The following is a 19,624-nucleotide window of genomic DNA, read 5'->3' as shown; positions in this document are numbered from 1 at the left end:
ATCAGAAAGCTTATGTTGCATTTTTAAGGACGAATGCGAACAACGCCGACTTCCGAGGTATGCGCAAGAGTGACAGTGTCTCGGCGAGTGCATAGGGTAAATGCGATCGCTTTTCCGGTTACAATCGTTTTGGCGTCGGCATACCAAGTACTTCCAGTACCTGATGCATGGTCTGTTTATACGCTTGCGTGATCCAAAGGCGATGGGCAATGCGTTCTTCACTACCTTTTAAAACCGGACAAACACTGTAGAAATGGTTAAAAAGCGAAGCTAGCTCAAAAGCATAATGACAGAGTATGCTCGGCGCCAATTGCTTAGTGGCCGTTTCCAGTGTTTCGGGCCAATAGGCAGCGTGCCTCAATAGGTGGTATTCCTGTTCTTCCAAAAGATTCCCATCGAACTTTGCTTCCATCCTTTGCAGTCGAGTATCTTTCTTCGCTTTGTCCAAAATACTGTTTGCTCTTGTGTAGGCATAAAGCAAGTAGACGCCCGTGTTCCCGGTAATTTCCGTCGCATGTTCCAAGTCAAAAATAACTTCCGTTTGCAGCTGATATTTCAACAAATAATAACGGATCGCAGCCGCAGCTATTGATCTGCTGGAAATCCCCGCTTTTCTTGTACGTTTAGCGTCAATGACTCTCTCCATGTGATCTAACAGGTCCGCGACTTTAATTCCAATCCCTTGGCGCCCAGACATCGCATAGGAGCTTTTGCCATCCGAAATATCAATACCTAGTCCTGCTGCAGTTTCCGGGCTTAAGGAAACAACCCCATAGCTCACGTGCTTAAGCTGACTCGCCTGCTGCTCATAGCCCAGTACTTCTAGAGCTAGCTTAACCATCTCTTGCGGGTATTGCTGACGATAATCAATGACATTAATGACGACATCTGCTTGCCCTATCGATTTCTTTCTGCCCTGGGAAGCTGTGGACCATAGTCCATCCTCCCATTTTTTATATACAAAATCATTCGACAGCACACCGAATTTCCATAGATGATAGGCTATATCCTTCGCTGTATACGTTAATATACCATTGGAACGAACGAGCACTTTATCCCCTTGATAATCCGTGCTTTCTCCAGCTGCAACAACCCCTTCTTCTAGATTCTTCAGTACCCAGCAGCCTGCTAATTTCCCATCCGTCACCTTATGAAACATATCCGTTTGGCTCAACAACTCGAAGGTTGTATCCCAAAATCCCGCTCTCACAATACTGCTTTCCCAAACCAGCACATCGTAGTGAATGCCGAATTGCTTCATTTCATCCAACTGCTCGCGAACGATCCTTTCCGCCACCAAAGCACCCATCCATGCAAGATTAGAATGCCCGCTCTCTAGCGCATGAAGAACTGTAGAACGCTGCTCTACAAGCTCCGGCTGCACTTTGTAAGCCTGATTCACCTTCGCGTAGGTCTCCCAACAAAAATCGCCAAATCGATGAAAAGTCTCTTCTGTTTGTGTATGAAGAATGCCCACCACGGTATCCGCTAATTGATTCCCCAGATCATCGATATAGTTATGCACCTCCACCTGATAGCCTGCTTGCGAGAGCATGCGTGACAACGAATCACCGATACATGAATTTCTCAAATGGCCAACATGAGCAGCTTTATTGGGGTTGATTGACGTATGCTCGATCAAAACTTTTGTTTTGTTTCTTTGGTCAACAAGCCCTTTGGCAGCACCATAATGACCAGAAGACCAGGTGTCCCAATTAACATAAAAGTTCAGAAACCCTGGCGGCACCGCAGCCACTTTGGCGAATAAGCTTTGAACACACCCGCTCTTTTCTATGCGCTGTTGAAGCTCTTGCGCGATTTGCAAAGGAGCTTTACGAACTATTTTTGCTAAAAGCATAGCTACATTCGTGCTGTAATCCCCGTGCTCAGGATGAGCGGGGTGCTCCGTCAAGATTTTCAGAGTCGCAGGCTGTTCAATTCCGTACTCTTGAAATAAAACATCTACATGAAGCTTGATTTCATTCGTTAGAAGCTGTTGAATCATGGAATATTCCTCCTAATAGGTTAGTGCGTAACTGCGAATGTTTTGGCAGGAAAATGCAAAAAAGCCCCCGTCTCTACAATAAGAGACGAGAGCTGTTCATTCCCGCGGTACCACTCTAAGTGTTAAACCACTGGTTTAACCACTCCAACGATAACGGCTTATGCCGAATCTCCCTACATCGTACTATCGGAAGACCATTTCCCAGGCCCGCTTCACTCTTGACATTCGTACCGGTTCCCACCTTCTCCGGCTCGCTGCGACTGTCCGACAAGAATTACTGTCCTGTTCACCAATGTTGCTTATGAAATTAAGAATTTACTGAATATTACAGCAATAATAATGTGTTGTCAAGATCCAACTAATTTCATCATCATAATGCCAATGAATGCTAAAGCTAAGCCGGATTGCTCCATTTTTGAGAATTTGTCCCTCAGAACAAACCGTGTATACAATAAGACTATCAATACATTAAGTGCAACGACCGCGGAAACTAACCCTGTTTTCCCCTGATCGAACGCATGAATAATAAAGACCATACCAATGACATTTGTAATCCCGATGACCATTCCAATCAGGAAAGTTCTACGTTCGGTCCAACTGGCTGGTGCAGCTTCTTTTCCTTTATCCTTTGACCTGTCCTTCAACCACCATAATCCGAAACAGCATGTCCCAGTCACAAACATAAAAAATAGCGTTGGAAACAACGGCGCAGAAACGATGGTTGTCCATTTGCTAGACAAATCATTCCCCGCAAAAAGAAACAAAGCAAGCACTCCCCATCCGGCTCCTTGCAGATTCTTTAATGTGATATCATTCGAGTAACGGACGAATAAGATACCTACAACGATCACAATGAAGGCAAAGAATTGCCATAAATTGAGTCGTTCATCCCAAAGTAGAAATGCGACGAAGACCACAACGACCGATGGTAATCCGGTGAGGATGGCAACTAATGAGGCTTTGCCAACCGCAAAGCCTTTAAACATACTGGCATTGGCTCCAAAGGAGAACAATCCCATTTGAACACCAATCAGAGCAGACACCGTCCACTCTTGCTGGGTAATAAGGGCGCAGCAAATGCTGACGAGCGCCCCCATAAAAAATGTGCCGCAGAGCAGCACATTCCGATTCAGCGATTGTTGACTGGTCCAATGATATAGAATACCACGCAGCCCGAAACTGACAGCTGCAAGTACTGAAAATATAAGCCACATGAGAACAGGGTACCCCTTTCTTTTAAGCAAAGATCGGGTAATTTTACCACAATAATCTTTATTGGACAACACTTGGTTGTAACAATAATCGAACAAGGATCGCATCGCCGCCAGCAGAAACTTTTACTTCAGCAAATTTGGCATCCCGTTCATAAATACGACCTGTTCCTTCCGGAATGAAATAAGTCTCAATGCCGAACTCCATACCTTCATAACCGTTTTTCTTTCCATTCAAGCGAACCTCTCCCGGAGCTAATGTTTCCCCTTTGGTATACACGCGGCGGTATTCGTAAACACCTGTCGCCAGGTTCGGAGCGAGAACGACTGTCATTTTCCCCTTAGAATTTGCATCATCATTTTTATCTGCAAATAGAGGCGGCTCAGATATCGTATAGCGTAAACGCACATAATCACCCTGAATAAGAGAACGTGGATCAAGCGGTTCAAGCTGCAGCTTAATCAGCTGTCCGTGAGCGAGCAGCCACTCACTTTTACCAATTTGTAAGGACATTGCCATGACTTGCAGCAGAACAAGAAGTGCAATAATCCAGCGATTCATCGCATAAGTAGAAGTAACATCTGGTTGTTCACTTGCTTCCAAGCGATGTCTTTTTTCATACCAAACCGTAAAGGCAAGGATCAGAATCCCGATAATGGCGAAGCTAATCGATTTATGCAGAAGCTTCCAGGCCAGATAGTAATATTTGTATACCAGGAAAGCAATCCAGAAGCCCATTGACCAAGTATAAATCCATTTGATATTCAGTTGTCTACTAATGACCAAAGCGAGAACAACGACGATAAAGAACAGCACATTTGCTATATAATACCAAGATGACTCCGCTATAAAGGTTAAGGCGAATAAAGTTAACAGAAATGAAGGAAAACTGCTGTAAAGAATAGGCTGTCTGACTCCCGCATTTGCTATAACCTGACCAAAGGCAAACATAAGGAATAATAAGCTGGTAAGCACTGTAAGGACTATAATGCCGCTATCGATCCAATTGATTAGTACGAACGCAGCAATTATGACGGCAGCAAGAAAGAAGAATATGCGATGTACCAAACCAGTAATGTAGATAAAAGCTGCAACCGTAAGAGCAAGGAAAACCAAGAGAATAGGAACATTTTCCGTAAAAACAGCCGCTCCCGCGCCAAGCAGCAGTCCACTAATGAGAATCGTGTATCGCACTAATGCATTTAGTTTTTTCGCTATGATCATCGCAATGACAGTGACAAAACCAAAACCTATCAATACATTCTCCGGTTCATCAAATCCTAGTACAACTGTAACGATCCCAATGATCGTCAAGCTTCCCAGAATCGAACCAATAATGATGACTGATACAGTGAGAACACGGACGACCCATTTGGTAAAATCGCCATCCGGCTTTGCTTGATCCGAAGCTTCTAGATCTGAGTGATTTTCCGGATCCAAATGCTTGGATGCAGGATTCCAAGAACGAATAAAGTTCATGAACTTTACATTCGCAAAGATGAACAAGATAATAAACAACAAGCTGGCAATGAAAAACAACTCGTTATAATGCTGGATAATAAGCTCGATATATTTGACGGTCACCGAGATCGATACCCACAAACCCGCAAACAATAGATAAGCTTTGTTCCTCGTCTTGTGTGTATAGTAAATCGCTATCGCAAGTACTAGGACGAGAGGTAAGTTCATAAAGACACCGTACTTTTCGTACTCTTGTGAATTGGAAGCCACGACTAAAACAGCCATCCCAACTTGAAAAGAGATCCATTTGAGAAAAGACGATTGCAAACGCCCCTGCTCGGTCAGAACATACAAGATGCCATTCGCAATGGCGATTCCGAGCCAGATGGCAATTTGGATGATTTCCGCATCTGAACTCCCTCCCCAACGTCCAAAGAAATAAATCCCATAAGCGAGATGGCCCAAAATATAGGCCAGTGCATAGTAGGGCTGCCATCTAGTTAATAGGGCAAGTAAAAATGCCGGAATGAACCATACGGCGAACAAGCTGTAACTGTCAGCATGAGAATTGTAGGTTTGCCCAATGAGTCCAACACCTACACCGAAGGATATACAGCTCGCAAACAGGCTAAGTTTACTTAGAAACTGCCTGCCATTTTGGCGAGAAAGCCATACTGATAAGCCGTAAAAGCCCATAATGAGCACAAAGACAGGAATGAATTTCTCCCAGCGGTTTAATTTCTCCCAATTCGTAGCAAAAAAATATACAATGGCGGTTAGTAGAGCACTAGCTCCCAATATATAGCCTAGTTGAATCGTAACAAATTTAGATTTCATGATGATATTCCTCCTCTCGCTTACTTCTTATTGTACTAGAGATGTTCAGTTTGAGAAGTACTATCTATTCCTAGTACCAGATCATTAGCCTATAGATGACAAGACATTAAAATAACAAAAAAGCCAGCACTAGGCTGGCAAGTATCGAATGAAGAAAGCCGTTATATTCAATCTGTATTCTTAAACTTTTGAACAGAACTTTGCAGTACAACAGCCATATCAGATAGTTGGCGAATCGCTGAGGTTATTTCCTGAATGGAAGCACTTTGCTCTTGAGCCGCCGCCGCCACTTCCTCGTAGCCTGCAGATTGTTCCTCAGTAATTCCAGAGATTTTCTGCATGGCGTTAGAAATAGTCTCAAAGGATCTTTCCGCTCTCTCTAATGTATGGATCAAGTGGTCTGTCCGATTGGAGAAAACAGAAATTCCATTAAAAATAACTTTAAAACTTTCATACGTATCGTTAATCCAGCTTTGACCTTGTTCAACTGCTTAATTTCCTTGAACAATGCTCTCCATGACAAGAATGCTGTCATTTTGGGTACTAGAAACGAGCTCGGTGATTGAGCTTGCGTCTTTCGTGGATTGCTCCGCCAGTAGTCCCTCTAGCTTTGCGTCCCTATTTTTCAATAGGTTTGCCATTATAAAGTTGTAGGTGAAAATTCCCATCTTCGACAATAATCGACAACAAAACTTTACAATTTTATACATTAGCATAGTATAGTAATATAAATAAAACAACACAATTTTCCAGTATTGTTTGTAAAGTTAGTATATTGTAACTATATTGCTTTTTTAACATTTTCCCTAACCAAAGGTAAAATAGGATCAAAACTCTCTCTCAAGACAGATATACCAATCCATTTACGCAATACAACGATAGAAACTTTTAGAGTCTTTCTAGGACTTTTGTCACGCATATAAAATGAGAAAAGCTTCGTCACGATTTCCTAACAAGGAGTCGGACAAAGCTTATTTTCACACCTAAGTTGCCGTGCATGCCTGCTATGAAATCGTTTGCTTCGCATCCATATTCCCCTGTGAATGCAGATATAATTGCTCGTAATAGCCACGAAGCGCAAGTAATTGAGCATGGTTCCCTTCTTCAACAATTTTCCCCTGGCTCATTACAATGATGCGGTTGGCATGCATAATGGTTGAGATGCGATGTGCGATAACAAGTGTCGTTCTTCCCTCGGCTACGACCTGCAGCGCGGATTGAATCAACTGCTCCGTTTGTGAATCCAAATTCGCTGTAGCTTCATCTAAAATCAGTACTTTCGGCTGGAATACGATAATTCGCGCGAACGAGATCAGCTGTCTCTCTCCTGCGGAAAGCCCGCTTCCCCTCTCGGATATGCGGGACTCATAACCATCCTTCATTCGTGAAATGAGAATGTCTGCCCCAACCATCCGGCATGCCTCAATAACTTCCTCACGTGTTATGGTTTCATCGAACATCCGGACATTGTCCAGAATACTGCCTGCGTATAAGTAAGGTTCCTGCTGCACAAGTCCAACCATACGATGGAGTACGGCCTGCGGGATATCACGAAGATCCGTGCCATCAATGCGGATACTTCCCTCCTGCACATCATAAAAGCGGCAAAGCAGACTAATCAGCGAGCTCTTACCAGCACCCGTCGTCCCCACAATACCAATCAATTCGCCGGGTTCAATATGAAGCTCTAGATCCTCAATAACAGTTGTATCCTTCAAATAACCAAAATGCACATGGTTGAAATGAATGTCCCCTTTCACGTCGGACAACGAGGGCGGCGACACGCCTTCCTTATCCCTTACTTCCGGTTGAATGGAGAAGATATTCCAAATTCGATTGACAGACACCGTCGTAGATTGAAGGGTATTCCACTGCTGAGTAATGTTATTAATCGGTTGAAAAAACTGCCGGATATACGTAATGAAAGCATACAAAACACCGAATTCAATCGTTTTGTCGAAAACAGCAATACCGCCAATCCAAGTAATAAAGGCTACCGATAAATTACCCAAAATATCAAAGGAACGATTGAACAAAACATTGGTACGTATTTCTCTCAAATTAGCACGGAAATACCCAAGATTCCGCTCAGTGAAGCGATTCATCTGTTCCTTCTCTTGATGAAAAGCTTGAATGAGATGCATTCCTGATAAATTCTCAGCGGCAAACGCCACCATTTGAGACAGCTGCGTCCTCGAGAGCTGATAGGTTTTGCGCATATACCTGCGAAAGCTAACCGCTATGAGGACAATGATGGGAATCACAATCATGCTGTACAGCGTTAGCTGTGGGTCCAGATGATACATCAACACAATGATGAATACGAGTGTCATGCCATCGCGTACCAAACTAAGAAGAACCTGCGTAAAAAACTGATTCAGCGTTTCAGTGTCACTGGAAACATGTGTAATCAGGCTGCCGCTTGGCGTCCGATCGTAATAAGACATCGACTGCTTAAAGATGTGCTCGAACAAATCCTTCCGTATTTTGGCGACGATGCTTTGACCTGCAAACTGCAATAAATTGTTCTGCAGATAACTGAAAAATAAACTACTGATGGACAGACCCACATAAAACAAACAAATAAGCAGCAGCGAGCGATAGTCATTTTTCCCGATCATCAAATTATCATCAATCGCGATCTTAACCAGATACGGCTGAAATAAATCGGCTGCTATCCCAAGTAACGCGCAAAATAAAACAGCTACAAAGGTTAACTTATGCGGTTTGGCATAAACGGATAAAGAACGAAAGGAAGATCGCGTCTTCTGCCGCTCCTCATTGCTTTTGTTATTCTCTTTTGGCATCGTCGCTACCTCCCTCTTGTATCGCATGAAGCTCGGCGTACAAGCCTTCCTGCGCAATTAGCTCTTGGTGCGTGCCGCGCTGCACAATCCTGCCTTCGTGAAGTACAATAATCTCATCCGTATGCTTCAATGCAGAGATTCGATGTGCGATCCAAATGGTCGTTTTGTTCAAACGCTCTTTCCGAATCGTATCGATGATGTGCTTCTCTGTCACAGAGTCTACAGCGCTTACACTATCGTCTAGAATCATCAAAGGAGAATCCTTTATGATCCCTCTAGCTAAGCTTGTTCGTTGACGCTGCCCACCCGATAAGGTGACACCGCGCTCACCCAGCTTCGTCTCAAACTTCTCAGGAAATGACGTAATACTGGAAAGGATTTGTGCTTTCTTGGCAGCACGCTCAACCTGTTCTAAGGGGGATTCTCTTTTATAAAAGGCGATGTTATCGCGGATCGTCGTGCTAAACAAGAACCCCTCTTGCGGAACGTAAGCGATTTGATTACGCAGGCTTTCTAATGTCACATCGCGAATATCCGTATCCCCGATCCATACCGTTCCCTCCGGTGGGTCGTATATCCTAAGCATTAGCTTCACCAAAGTCGATTTACCGCTGCCTGTTTTCCCGATAATACCAATGGATTTACCAGGTTCAATCGTTAACGTTATGTCATGAAGCACTTCGTCCTCATCATCAGGATAGGCAAAAGACAAATGTTCAATCCGAATTCCTTCATGATCGAGGTCGGATATTTGCGCAAGCTCGTTTTGCACAATTTCGGATTTCAAATCGAGCAGCTCATTCATTCGTTCAAGCGAAGCTCGAGAGCGCTGCATCGCATTAATGACGCGGCCAATTTGCTGTAAAGGGTTTACCATCATCCGTATGTATAGCGTTAATTCAACGAAATGGCCAATCGTAATCCGACCTTGAATAGTCAAATAGCCCCCAAAAGCAATCGCGATGATCAGCGATATTGCGCCCAGAAACGGAATAAGTGCTTCAAATAAGGAAGATAGCCGAACCAGCCTCAATTGGTTGTCCCGAATCCGATCTACCGTTTCACTAAACCTATGGACCATAATCGGTTCCACTGCAAATTTCTTGGCTACCCGTATGCCTCCGAATTGCTCCTCGGCTGATTCCGTCATTTTGCCTAATGCTTCTTGTACCTGTAAAGAATGCTTTTTAATAATAGGTTGAAATCGAACGGTTAGAACAGGAATTAGCAATAAGGGCAATATACAGACGAGAATTAAATAAAGCGGGATCGAACTGAACAGCATCATGACTATGACAGCCGTGATCAAAATGGCAGAGTTTACCACGTGGTTAATCCCCATGGAAATCGATTCTCGAATGACAGTTACGTCATTCATCACGTAGCTCAGCAGCTTACCAACGCCGTTCTTGGAGTAAAATGTTGCGCCCAGTTGTGTGAAATGGTTAAACAAGCGGTTTCTTGAAACAAACTCGAAGCGTCTTCCGTTACGCATGATCATGTACTGACCAATGGCTGCTAAAACACCGAATGTAACGCCAATCATCAGCAGCTTTAGACTGTAGTCAACAATAAGAGTTTTGTTCAAAAGTCCTTGCTGCAGCTGATCTGTAAACATGCCTAGCAGCTTGGGGTAGTACGAGTGAACAATGTTACCTAAAGAAATGGACAATGCGGCTACAACGTACAACGGCCATTTCTCTTTGAAGAAATCAACCAATAACCGTGTAGACTTCAAAACGACATCACTTCCTACTACAAGTTTGTCTAGCAAATGAGGGATTCCCGATCCATCTGAACATGCGGTCATGTATCCCCTTACAGTATACGCCTATTCATATGTACTTCCTATATCAGATATTGACGTTATAATAAGAGAAGTTGTCTTAACTTTACAACTTAGCTTAGGGAGGAGTAAGATCATGGACTTTCTTTTGGATCGCATAGATAATAAAATTGAGTTTTTTCAAGCTTATGATATGAAAACGCTGGAACGGCAAATCAACGAGCAAATCGATAACAACAAAGCTTTACTGCTGGACGTGTTCGCGATTCAGCATCACATCGTGTTCGATCCGAACGCTGGTAAAATGCTGTACAGCGCAGTTGTGCATTTTAAGGTGAAATAATTTTTGAACATACTTCATTCGCTAGGCCGAATTTGATTTGGTTTCCTTTCACCAAAACAAAAGCTGCGTGAAAGGGAACGTCGATGCGTTATTTCGATAAATAACGCATCGTAGTTCCTTTTGCTACTTATGATGTTGTACTTCATACAACATTAGGAAATTCACTAATTCCTAGCGATTGTTGCAAAAAATACAATAATTTCAGCCCAAATTTGCTCTCAAGTAGGAATGAAGGCTAAATTGTTGCACAACATACAACATCTTCCGTTTAATAAAAAGAAATCAAGGAAATTGTTGTAGACTGTACAACTTGTGTACCTCTCCCCCTACTGTGAACACTAAAAAAACCTTCAGCTCCACTTTAAAAGTGGTGTTGAAGGTTTTTTGTTCAGATTTTAGAATTGTTCGATTGGTGTTGCCCATTAGGGATTGCCCTTGGTATTGCCACTTGTGTTCCCTAGCTGTTATCACTTGGTGTTACCCTTTAGTGGCAACATTTCATTCCTATTAAATTCCGCTTAGCGGAAGCCCATGTTTGATAAATAGTTGTTCCATGGCAAGCTTAGCCTTAGCTTCGTCGGGGCCATGAATTTCTAAGTGGTACACCTCGTTGCTAAAGAGCGTAATGCTTAGCCCAAGAATACTTTTGACATCGATGAATCGCTTGCCCACTTTGATAACAATGCTTGATTGAAATTGATTTGCCACTTGGTTGATTTCAACAATCGCTCTTGTCTCCAATCCACTCATATAGATCCCCCCGACCTGAATTCGCGCGGCATTCTTCGAGCCACTCCGGTTCTTATTGCTGCTTCAATGACCCCTGTCCGAATACGTCTAACTACCTCTTGATTGAAAACACTCGGAATAATGTACAATTTGTTCAATTCTTGCGGGGCTACAACAGAGGCGATAGCTGCGGAAGCAGCTAGCTTCATTTCCTCATTAATTGTCGTAGCCTGGCAGTCTAACGCGGCTCGAAATATGCCTGGGAAGCATAGGACATTATTAATCTGATTCGGGAAATCAGACCTTCCCGTCGCTATTACGCCTGCAATGTCTTCAATTTCATCGGGATGAATCTCCGGTGTCGGATTCGCCATCACGAATACAATGGGATGCGGCGCCATCCGTTCAACATCGACCCGTTTCAACACACCACCAGAGGATAATCCGATAAATACATCGGCCCCTTCAATAATTTCGTGCAAGGAACCTGTTAGTCGATTCGGGTTGGTTCGTTCCGCGTACCAGTTCCATATAGGATTGCTATACGAAGTGCTGCTCACCAAAGCCCCTTCTCGATCAACTCCAATCAATTCCTTGACACCTGCCGCGAGTAGTATGTTGGAGCAAGCAATGCCAGCCGCTCCAATGCCACAGATGACAACCTTTGCTTCGTTAATCGATTTCCCAACGACTTTCAATGCATTAATGAGCCCAGCGTACAGAACGACTGCCGTCCCGTGCTGATCATCATGGAATACAGGAATATCAAGCTCTTCGCGCAGCCTTTCCTCAATCTCAAAACAACGCGGCGAAGAGATATCCTCTAAATTGATCCCGCCAAAAGCAGGGGCTAAATTCTTAATCGTGGCAATGATTTCTTCTGTGTTTTGAGTGTCTAAGCAGATTGGAAAGGCATCAACATCAGCGAGCTGCTTGAACAGCATTGCCTTACCTTCCATGACTGGCATAGCCGCGTAGGGTCCGATATTACCCAAACCTAGCACCGCACTGCCATCCGAAACAACAGCAACCGTATTTCGCTTAATCGTAAGCTTATACGCATTCTCCTGCTTCTCATGAATCGCCATGCAAACTCGCGCAACATCGGGTGTATACACGCGAGACAGATCGTCTCGATTCTGAATCGGTACCTTAGGCTTCATCTCAATCTTGCCGCCTAGGTGGAGCAGAAAGGTGCGATCTGATACATGAACAAGCTTCACACCCTGCAGCAGCTTGATAGCTTCGGCCACAGCTTCCAATTGAGCCTGTTCGGATGAGGTAACGGTAATATCTCGAACCGTCCAATTTGGACCTGATTGAATAACGTCAATAGCAATAACATCTCCACCATTTTCTGTAATGACGGTGATTAATTGTCCAAAATGAACGGCTTCAGTTTGCAGCTCCACACGCAGAATAATGCTTTTGCCGCCAATCGTATCTTTCAAAGTGAACTCCTCGTTTCTACGGGCATCATGCCTAAAATAATAATTTCGATACGTACACGACTACGGTAACAGTCAAACTGCTGAACAAAGTAGAGAGCAGTACCACTTGAGCTGCGTATTCCGGGTGATTCCCGTATTCTAATGCAAATACCGCGCTGTTCCTTGACGTGGGAAACGAGCTGGCGATAAGCAAGGCTTGTGCGGTTGTCCCCTCTAAATGAAGCAGTAAAATCAAGATTAGTGCAAGAATCGGTGAGACAAGAAGTCTACCGATAAGGCTGAAAATAAGTGCGCCGCTAAGCTGCTTAAACTGCAAGTAAGCACTCTGTGCACCTAGTGTAACTAGTGCTATTGCAAGGAAGGCGTTAGATACATTCTGGAGCGGATGCCATAAGAATGCCGGTATTGGAATCGCTAGAATATGCATCAGCAACCCAAGTATAAATGCAAGAATCATGGAGTTTTTCAAAAGCTCACGCAGCATCTTTTGTCCTTGGCTTTGCGCGGAAACAGCATTAACCAATCCATATGTATTGGTTAAAAGGTTTTGATAGATGGTTACAATAACTTGAACAGACAAGCCGACCGGATTGCCCTGAAACACAAGCTGTGACACCGGCAAGCCGAAATTACCCGAATTGCTAAGTACTACACTATTCGAAAAGCTGGAGGACAAGCTTTTATCAAATTTAGCCAGTTTTGCTGTTCCTTTGCTTAACGCGATAAGAGTGATACTTTGCAGAAGCAAAAAACTAACGATTTGCAGCAGCGTACTCCACTCCAGCTTACTTTGATAAATATTCGTAAAAGAGACGGCTGGAAGTAAGAAATAGGCATTGAGCTTAGACAGGGTATGCATATCAAAATGAAAAACACGATGCATAAAAGCCCCTGCTCCAATTAATAAAAATACAGGTACAATGACATTGAGCACGATAAGAAATAGTACGTCCATCTGAATTTCACTCCATGAAATGAAACCCCTAATCTACCGATAGAGGCTGATTGGTATCAGAGCTCCACCCAGCATCATAGGGGTCTACGTCCAGCTTATCCTTCTTCGTTTACAAGAACATTTTTGCCTCTCATCTTCAAGATTAAAGGGATCGTTAACCATAAGAAACCAATAATCAAGAAAACGAGGGAGACAGGTTTTTGTAAGAAAATCATGAAATCTCCATTCGAAATGGTCAATGCTCTGCGCATGTTATTTTCCAGCATTGGTCCAAGAATAAGACCAAGTACCAATGGCGCTAACGGGTAATCATTTTTCGATAAGAAGTACCCGACAAGACCGCAGCCCATAATTAGGAGCAAATCAAACGTTGAATATTGAACTGCGTAGACACCGAATACGGAAAACACGATAATTAATGGAATCAAGTATTTCGTTGGTGTTTCAATAACTTTCGCAAACACTTTGACGAGCGGCATATTCAGAATAAGCAGCATCAAGTTACCCACGAACATACTGGCAATAACGCCCCATGCGAGCTGCGGGTGATCTTGGAATAGCAAAGGACCCGGCTGAACATTGTACATAATGAATGCACCCATCAGAATAGCAGTTGTCCCGGATGAAGGAATGCCAAGTGTCAAAAGTGGAATCATGGCACCGCCTGACGCCGCATTATTCGCAGCTTCCGGAGAAGCTACACCTTCAATGGCGCCCTTCCCGAATTTCTCGGGATTTTTACTGATTTTCTTTTCTACAATGTAAGCGAAAAAGGAGGCAAGAATGGCACCGGCTCCAGGTAGAAGCCCGATGAAAAATCCAAGCACTGAGCCTCGAGCGATAGGTGCCGCGCTATCTTTCAAATCCTGCTTGGTCGGTAGGATTCGATTGATTTTGGCCAATTCACCATCGTTTCCTTCTCGCTGTAGAATGGTCTTGAACACTTCACCGACAGCGAATGTACCTACGGCCACTGTAAGGAATTCCAAGCCCTGATAGAGCTCAGGAATATTAAATGTAAATCGTTCAACGCCGGATACATTATCAATCCCGATCGTTGCGAGCAGCAGTCCGAAAGCGGTCATCATTAAAGCCTTGACCATCGATTTACCAGCTAGACCGCTGATTGCGAGTAAGCCGAGAACCATGAGTGAGAAATATTCGGCAGGACCAAACTTGATGGCAACAGCCGACAAGGGCCTAGCAAGGAAGATAAGGCCAATTAGAGATATAATGCCAGCAGCAAAGGAACCGATCGCCGATATCGCAAGCGCAGCCCCGGCTCTGCCTTGTTTAGCCATTTGATAACCGTCTAGGGTGGTTACGACGGAAGAAGATTCTCCCGGTGTATTCAGCAGGATGGAAGTCGTCGAACCTCCGTACATCGCTCCATAATAGACGCCGGCGAGTAGAATAATGGAGCTCGTCGCGGCTTCTTCAGGACCTAATCCTGCGGTCATTGTCGCTGTAATCGGAATTAGTAGAGCAACACCGCTCATAGGTCCAATCCCGGGTAGGACACCTACCACTGTACCAATCAAAACGCCTAGAAAAACAAACATGACATTGTGCCACTGCATGGCAGTACCCAAGCCATGAAGCACATAATCAATCGTGCCCATTTCATTACCTCCTTAGAGTTTGCTTTAGCAAACTCAACTACGTAAGCATTATCTTAGAAGCCTAACCAAGCTGGGAATCCAGGAAGTGACCCATCCATCACATTCACGAATAGAGAATACATCCCATATGAAAATGCAACCGAGATCAAAAGCGAAACCCAAACTCTCCCCTTTTGCATCGTTTGAAACCCGATCATTAAAAAGAGAAACGTGGAGATGACGAATCCGATATCTTCGAGAAATAACGCATACAGGACCGCTGAAACGAAAATGATACCAAATCTTTTGTAATCCAAATTTTCTTTACGTTTTTGCGTTTGCTGCTTGCGAAACGTCTCATAAATGAGACGAATGCTCATTAATGCTAAGAAAGAACCCAGCATCATCGGGAATATATTTGCGCCTACATTACTGCCGTATGCACTTGTTGAAATGCTCCTGCTGCCGATCACAAATGCGGTGCCGATAGCGAAAAAAACGATACCTGCATAACGGTCAAACATGGTATTCATCTTGCTTCTCAACCTCCTGCCCTTGGTGCATGGGGAGAGAGCAAATTCGCTAACCCCCAGCATCCCTAAGCTCTCTTATTTCTGCATACCCAAAGCTGTCAGCATATCTTTCAATTGCGTTTCTTGCTGCACTAGGAAAGCTTTGAATTCATCCGCTTTTTTATAATCTGTTTCCCAGTTGTTCCCTGTCATTTCTTTTTTCCATGAATCGGAATCAACCATTTTCTTGATCGTATCTTCCCAGAACTTTTTCGCACCAGCGTCCATATTCTTAGGTCCGAAGAAGCCGCGCCAGATTAAGAACTCAGCGTCAACACCTTGCTCTTTCATCGTTGGAACATCTTTCATGCTGCCTCCAAGCCGTTGTGGAGCTGCAACCGCAAGCACTCTAATCTTGCCTGATTTCACATATTGGTCCAAGGAAGAAGCATCGGTACCAAGCACATCCGCATTACCGCCGAGCAAAGCTGTTACCGCTTCCCCGCCGCCATCATAGGATACGTATTTCACCTTTTTCGGGTCGATACCGTATTTAAAAGCTGGAAGAATGGAAACCAGATGATCCATGGAGCCTGGTGCAGAACCGCCAGCAACCGTCAGTTTCGTAGGGTCAGCTTTCATATCATCCAGCAGTGATTTCAAATCTTTATATTTCGAGTTTGCCGCAACCGCAACCGCGCCATAATCCTTCGTCAATTGAGCAAGTGGTGTTGTGTCTCCATAGCCGTATGGCGTGTTACCTTCTTTTTTCAGGTGGTTAATGAGAATCGGTGGTGAGCTAACGAACAATTTGTAATTGTCTTTCACATCTTTTGTCGCATATTCCGCCATGAAGACGGCACCGCCTCCACCCGGCTTATTTTCAACCGAAATCGGCTTATTAAGCGCTTTCGTTTCCGTCAATACTTTGGCAATCGTACGAGCCGTCATATCCCAACCGCCTCCTGCACCGGATGGCGCGATGATGCTCAACGCTTTTTCAGGATATTTGGATGCCGCTTGTGCTGGTGCTGTTGTTTCTTTGGCCTTGTCACCTGTTGCGTCTGTTGGTTTAGCTGCCCCATTACCGCATGCTGCCAAGGAGATTGCTAATAAACTGATCGATGTTACTTTCAAAGATGCTGCTAAGACATTTTTTATCAAATGAAACCCCTCCAACTTTTTGGTGTTATACGTGATTCCGCTTTCTTTGAAGCGCTTTCAGAATATCACCTGAATAGAAAATTGAGAAGTTTAACAAGATTAATTATAATAACATCGTTTTGGGCATTTTGTTCATATTGTTCACGACGGCTCCAATGCGTTTTCCCTCAAAATGAGAGCGCTTTATGATACAATACTAGCAAAAACAGGGGGGGTATTAGGGAATGAGGCTGCAAACTAAGCTAATCTTGATTATTTGTTCACTGCTTGTCTTCATCATCGTTAGTCTAGGCGGCATATTCTATTACCTAATGACTTCCGCCCTTGAAGATCAGATTGGTACACGCGCCTTGAAGGTAGCCGAAACCGTGGCTAGTATGCCTGAAATAAGGCATGCCTTTCAATTAAATGACCCCTCGGCCGTGATTCAACCCATTGCGGAGACGGTACGTGAGAAAATAGATGCGGAATACATCGTTGTAGGGAACCGCGAAGGTATCCGTTATTCGCATCCCCTGCCTGACCGAATAGGCAAAGAAATGGTCGGTGGAGATAATGGTCCCGTTCTCGCGGGGCAATCCATCATCTCCAAGGCTATTGGATCGCTGGGTCCCTCACTCCGAGGCAAAGCTCCGGTATTTGGCGATAATGGCCAGGTGATCGGTATCGTATCCGTTGGCTTCCTGACAGAGGACATAGCACTAATTACGACTGCGTATCAAACACGAATTGAGATGATCTCTTTGATCGTTCTCATCATTGGCCTTGTTGGCTCTGTCCTCATCGCCCATAATGTCCGGCGTTCCATCCATGGTTTAGAGCCCAAGGAAATCGGCGCATTATATACCGAAAAGAAGGCAATTCTAGAGTCCATTCGCGAAGGCATCATTGCAGTTAATCGTGAGGGTATTATTACGATGGCAAACCGCTATGCGCTTCAGCTGCTGCAGCTGCCTGTCACGGCTAAGATTACTGGAAGACATATTGAGGACATTATACCGAATACGAGATTGTATGAAGTCGTTCGTTCGGGTAAAGCTGAATTTGATCATGAAATGCTCATTGGGGACCATGAGGTTATAGTGAATCGGGTACCGATTATTGAGCGAAAATTAGGCGTGACCGGTGCAGTTTCGAGCTTTCGCAGCAAATCTGAGCTGTATCGATTGGCCGAGGAACTGTCCCAGGTCAAACGCTTTGCAGAGGCACTTCGCGCACAAACGCATGAATTTTCGAACAAGCTATATGTCATCTCGGGGCTAATCCAACTGGAATCGTATCAAGAAGCTGTCGAACTTATATCCCGGGAGGCTGATGTGCATCAGAATTGGGTACAGTTCATTATGCGGGAAATCCCCGATCCCATGATTGGCGGGCTGCTTATTGGCAAATTTAATCATGCACAGGAATTAAAGATAACCTTCGAAATTGATCACGAAAGCTCATTCAGCGACATCCCGGCTCAGATTGATCGAAATATGCTCGTCACCATCATTGGTAACCTTGTTGACAATGCCATGGAAGCAGTACTTGCTGGTGGTGATCAAACAGAACCGTATGTGAAATTATTTCTAACCGACCTTGGTGAGGATCTTATTATCGAATGCGAGGATCGAGGCGTAGGAATTCCTGAGGAGACGAGTATGGCTGTATTTGAAAAAGGCTTTTCGACCAAAGAAGGGGAACACCGCGGCATTGGACTCGCACTTGTTCAGCATGCCGTCGGAAAGTTGAGTGGGTACATTACCTTTCATAAAAACCCCGCAGGCGGCACAATTTTCACCGTTGCGATTCCCAAGATCCCTGATCTCAAAGAAAGGAGTCTGCCCAATGGAACACCAGAATCAAACCGTTGAAGTATTAATTGTTGAAGATGATGTGAAAATTGCCGAGATTAACAGACGATTCATCGAAAAAGTAGATGGATTCCATGTTGTCGGTATCGCCACGGATCTGGGTCAAGCCAAGGAACAATTAGAAATTCTGACCCCGCATCTCGTCCTACTCGATGTTTACTTGCCTGGTGCCAACGGCTTAGAGATGCTTTCCTTTATTCGGCAGCATTACCGGGAAACTGACGTCATTATGATCACCGCTGCCAAAGAAATAGACGCCATTCGTGACGCCATTCGCAGCGGTGCGTTTGATTATATCATCAAACCGCTCGTCTTTAACCGGCTTCAAGAAACGCTAGTGCGCTATCTGAATTTCCATCGTGAACTGAGGCGGATGAACCAAAGCGGTATGATCAATCAGAGTGATGTTGATCGCCTTATGTCTGGAACTTCCAAGAAAGAAACCAATTTGGACACCTCTTTCCTACCCAAAGGGATTGATAAGCTAACCTTGGTAAAAATCGTACAGGCGATATCTAGCGCATCCGGCGGCTTGACCGCTGATCAAATCGCCAAAGAAATCGGTGTCAGCCGCTCCACCGGCCGCCGCTACCTCGAGCACTTAGTCAGCTCCGGCGATTTATACGCCGACCTGTCTTACGGCGTGGTCGGCCGACCGGAGCGGGTGTACCGGAGGAAAAAGGCTTGATGCATAAGTGTTAGCCCTTGGCTGTTACGCCGAAAACTAAGTTTAACCTCAGTAAATTGCAGGTTAATCCCCCCCATCTAGGACCCGAAATGTCCTTTTCGGTCTTCTCCGCTGGAGTTAGCTGTTTACTCTCCTCTGAGAAGACTTTTTGGGTCCTTTCAGCACCAATTTTCGGTCCAATACTCCTCTCACTGGATCTGAACCGTCTATTTCGGTC

The 19,624-nt window shown here is 44.4% G+C and carries 15 protein-coding genes, 1 riboswitch and 1 other annotated feature; of the genes, 3 read left to right on the top strand and 12 right to left on the bottom strand.

What is annotated here, in order from left to right:
* Positions 1-118 precede the first annotated feature (118 nt).
* From QFZ80_RS09455 to QFZ80_RS09430, 6 genes are all read right to left on the bottom strand, one after another.
* Entirely contained in the window at positions 119-2,005 is a 1,887-nt protein-coding gene (locus QFZ80_RS09455) for an arginine--tRNA ligase (protein WP_307547149.1), read from the bottom strand.
* A 78-nt stretch (positions 2,006-2,083) separates the two neighbouring features.
* Positions 2,084-2,304, bottom strand: a binding site (T-box leader).
* Between the two features lie 48 nt (positions 2,305-2,352).
* Complete coding sequence (locus QFZ80_RS09450) at positions 2,353-3,219, bottom strand: EamA family transporter (RefSeq protein ID WP_307547151.1); 867 nt, start codon at positions 3,217-3,219, stop codon at positions 2,353-2,355.
* A 58-nt stretch (positions 3,220-3,277) separates the two neighbouring features.
* Complete coding sequence (locus QFZ80_RS09445) at positions 3,278-5,515, bottom strand: GDYXXLXY domain-containing protein (protein ID WP_307558608.1); 2,238 nt, start codon at positions 5,513-5,515, stop codon at positions 3,278-3,280.
* A 167-nt stretch (positions 5,516-5,682) separates the two neighbouring features.
* The gene (locus QFZ80_RS09440) at positions 5,683-5,910 is read right to left on the bottom strand and encodes a hypothetical protein (protein ID WP_307558606.1); all 228 of its coding nucleotides are present in this window, start codon (positions 5,908-5,910) and stop codon (positions 5,683-5,685) included.
* Between the two features lie 159 nt (positions 5,911-6,069).
* Positions 6,070-6,164: riboswitch (cyclic di-GMP riboswitch) on the bottom strand.
* A 355-nt stretch (positions 6,165-6,519) separates the two neighbouring features.
* Positions 6,520-8,322: an ABC transporter ATP-binding protein gene (locus tag QFZ80_RS09435; RefSeq protein WP_307558604.1), complete on the bottom strand. Its 1,803-nt coding sequence runs from the start codon at positions 8,320-8,322 to the stop codon at positions 6,520-6,522.
* On the bottom strand, positions 8,306-10,060 hold the full coding sequence (locus tag QFZ80_RS09430) for an ABC transporter ATP-binding protein (RefSeq protein ID WP_307547158.1): 1,755 nt from the start codon (positions 10,058-10,060) through the stop codon (positions 8,306-8,308). The genes QFZ80_RS09435 and QFZ80_RS09430 overlap by 17 nt, the downstream gene beginning before the upstream one ends.
* Positions 10,061-10,244: 184 nt before the next feature.
* Here QFZ80_RS09430 and QFZ80_RS09425 point away from each other — a divergent pair, with 184 nt between their 5' ends.
* Positions 10,245-10,451 carry a YrzA family protein gene (locus QFZ80_RS09425; RefSeq protein WP_057306477.1) on the top strand — a complete coding sequence of 69 codons (207 nt, stop codon included), beginning with the start codon at positions 10,245-10,247 and terminating at the stop codon, positions 10,449-10,451.
* A 507-nt stretch (positions 10,452-10,958) separates the two neighbouring features.
* On the opposite strand, the gene QFZ80_RS09420 is transcribed toward QFZ80_RS09425, so the two are convergent.
* The 6 genes from QFZ80_RS09420 to QFZ80_RS09395 all read right to left on the bottom strand — a co-directional run bounded on the left by QFZ80_RS09420 (position 10,959) and on the right by QFZ80_RS09395 (position 16,860).
* Positions 10,959-11,201 (bottom strand): HPr family phosphocarrier protein, encoded by a 243-nt coding sequence (locus QFZ80_RS09420; RefSeq protein WP_307547161.1) that lies wholly within the window; start codon positions 11,199-11,201, stop codon positions 10,959-10,961.
* Positions 11,198-12,631 (bottom strand): NAD-dependent malic enzyme, encoded by a 1,434-nt coding sequence (locus QFZ80_RS09415; RefSeq protein WP_307558602.1) that lies wholly within the window; start codon positions 12,629-12,631, stop codon positions 11,198-11,200. Before QFZ80_RS09415 ends, QFZ80_RS09420 begins: the two co-directional genes overlap by 4 nt.
* Positions 12,632-12,662: 31 nt before the next feature.
* Positions 12,663-13,586: an AEC family transporter gene (locus QFZ80_RS09410; RefSeq protein ID WP_307558600.1), complete on the bottom strand. Its 924-nt coding sequence runs from the start codon at positions 13,584-13,586 to the stop codon at positions 12,663-12,665.
* A 95-nt stretch (positions 13,587-13,681) separates the two neighbouring features.
* The gene (locus QFZ80_RS09405) at positions 13,682-15,208 is read right to left on the bottom strand and encodes a tripartite tricarboxylate transporter permease (RefSeq protein WP_307547167.1); all 1,527 of its coding nucleotides are present in this window, start codon (positions 15,206-15,208) and stop codon (positions 13,682-13,684) included.
* Positions 15,209-15,261: 53 nt separating this feature from the next.
* Positions 15,262-15,720, bottom strand: a complete 459-nt coding sequence (locus QFZ80_RS09400; RefSeq protein WP_307558598.1) for a tripartite tricarboxylate transporter TctB family protein — start codon at positions 15,718-15,720, stop codon at positions 15,262-15,264.
* Between the two features lie 75 nt (positions 15,721-15,795).
* The gene (locus tag QFZ80_RS09395) at positions 15,796-16,860 is read right to left on the bottom strand and encodes a Bug family tripartite tricarboxylate transporter substrate binding protein (RefSeq protein ID WP_373460388.1); all 1,065 of its coding nucleotides are present in this window, start codon (positions 16,858-16,860) and stop codon (positions 15,796-15,798) included.
* Between the two features lie 227 nt (positions 16,861-17,087).
* Between QFZ80_RS09395 and QFZ80_RS09390 the strand changes: the two genes are divergently transcribed.
* Positions 17,088-18,719 carry an ATP-binding protein gene (locus tag QFZ80_RS09390; protein ID WP_307558596.1) on the top strand — a complete coding sequence of 544 codons (1,632 nt, stop codon included), beginning with the start codon at positions 17,088-17,090 and terminating at the stop codon, positions 18,717-18,719.
* Positions 18,694-19,407 carry a DUF977 family protein gene (locus QFZ80_RS09385; protein WP_307547173.1) on the top strand — a complete coding sequence of 238 codons (714 nt, stop codon included), beginning with the start codon at positions 18,694-18,696 and terminating at the stop codon, positions 19,405-19,407. The genes QFZ80_RS09390 and QFZ80_RS09385 overlap by 26 nt, the downstream gene beginning before the upstream one ends.
* Positions 19,408-19,624 lie beyond the last annotated feature (217 nt).

This window comes from Paenibacillus sp. V4I7, from assembly GCF_030817275.1.
GTDB lineage: Bacteria > Bacillota > Bacilli > Paenibacillales > NBRC-103111 > Paenibacillus_E.
Note: the sequence above shows the minus strand (reverse complement) of the source record. Positions and strands in the feature narration are given on the sequence as shown.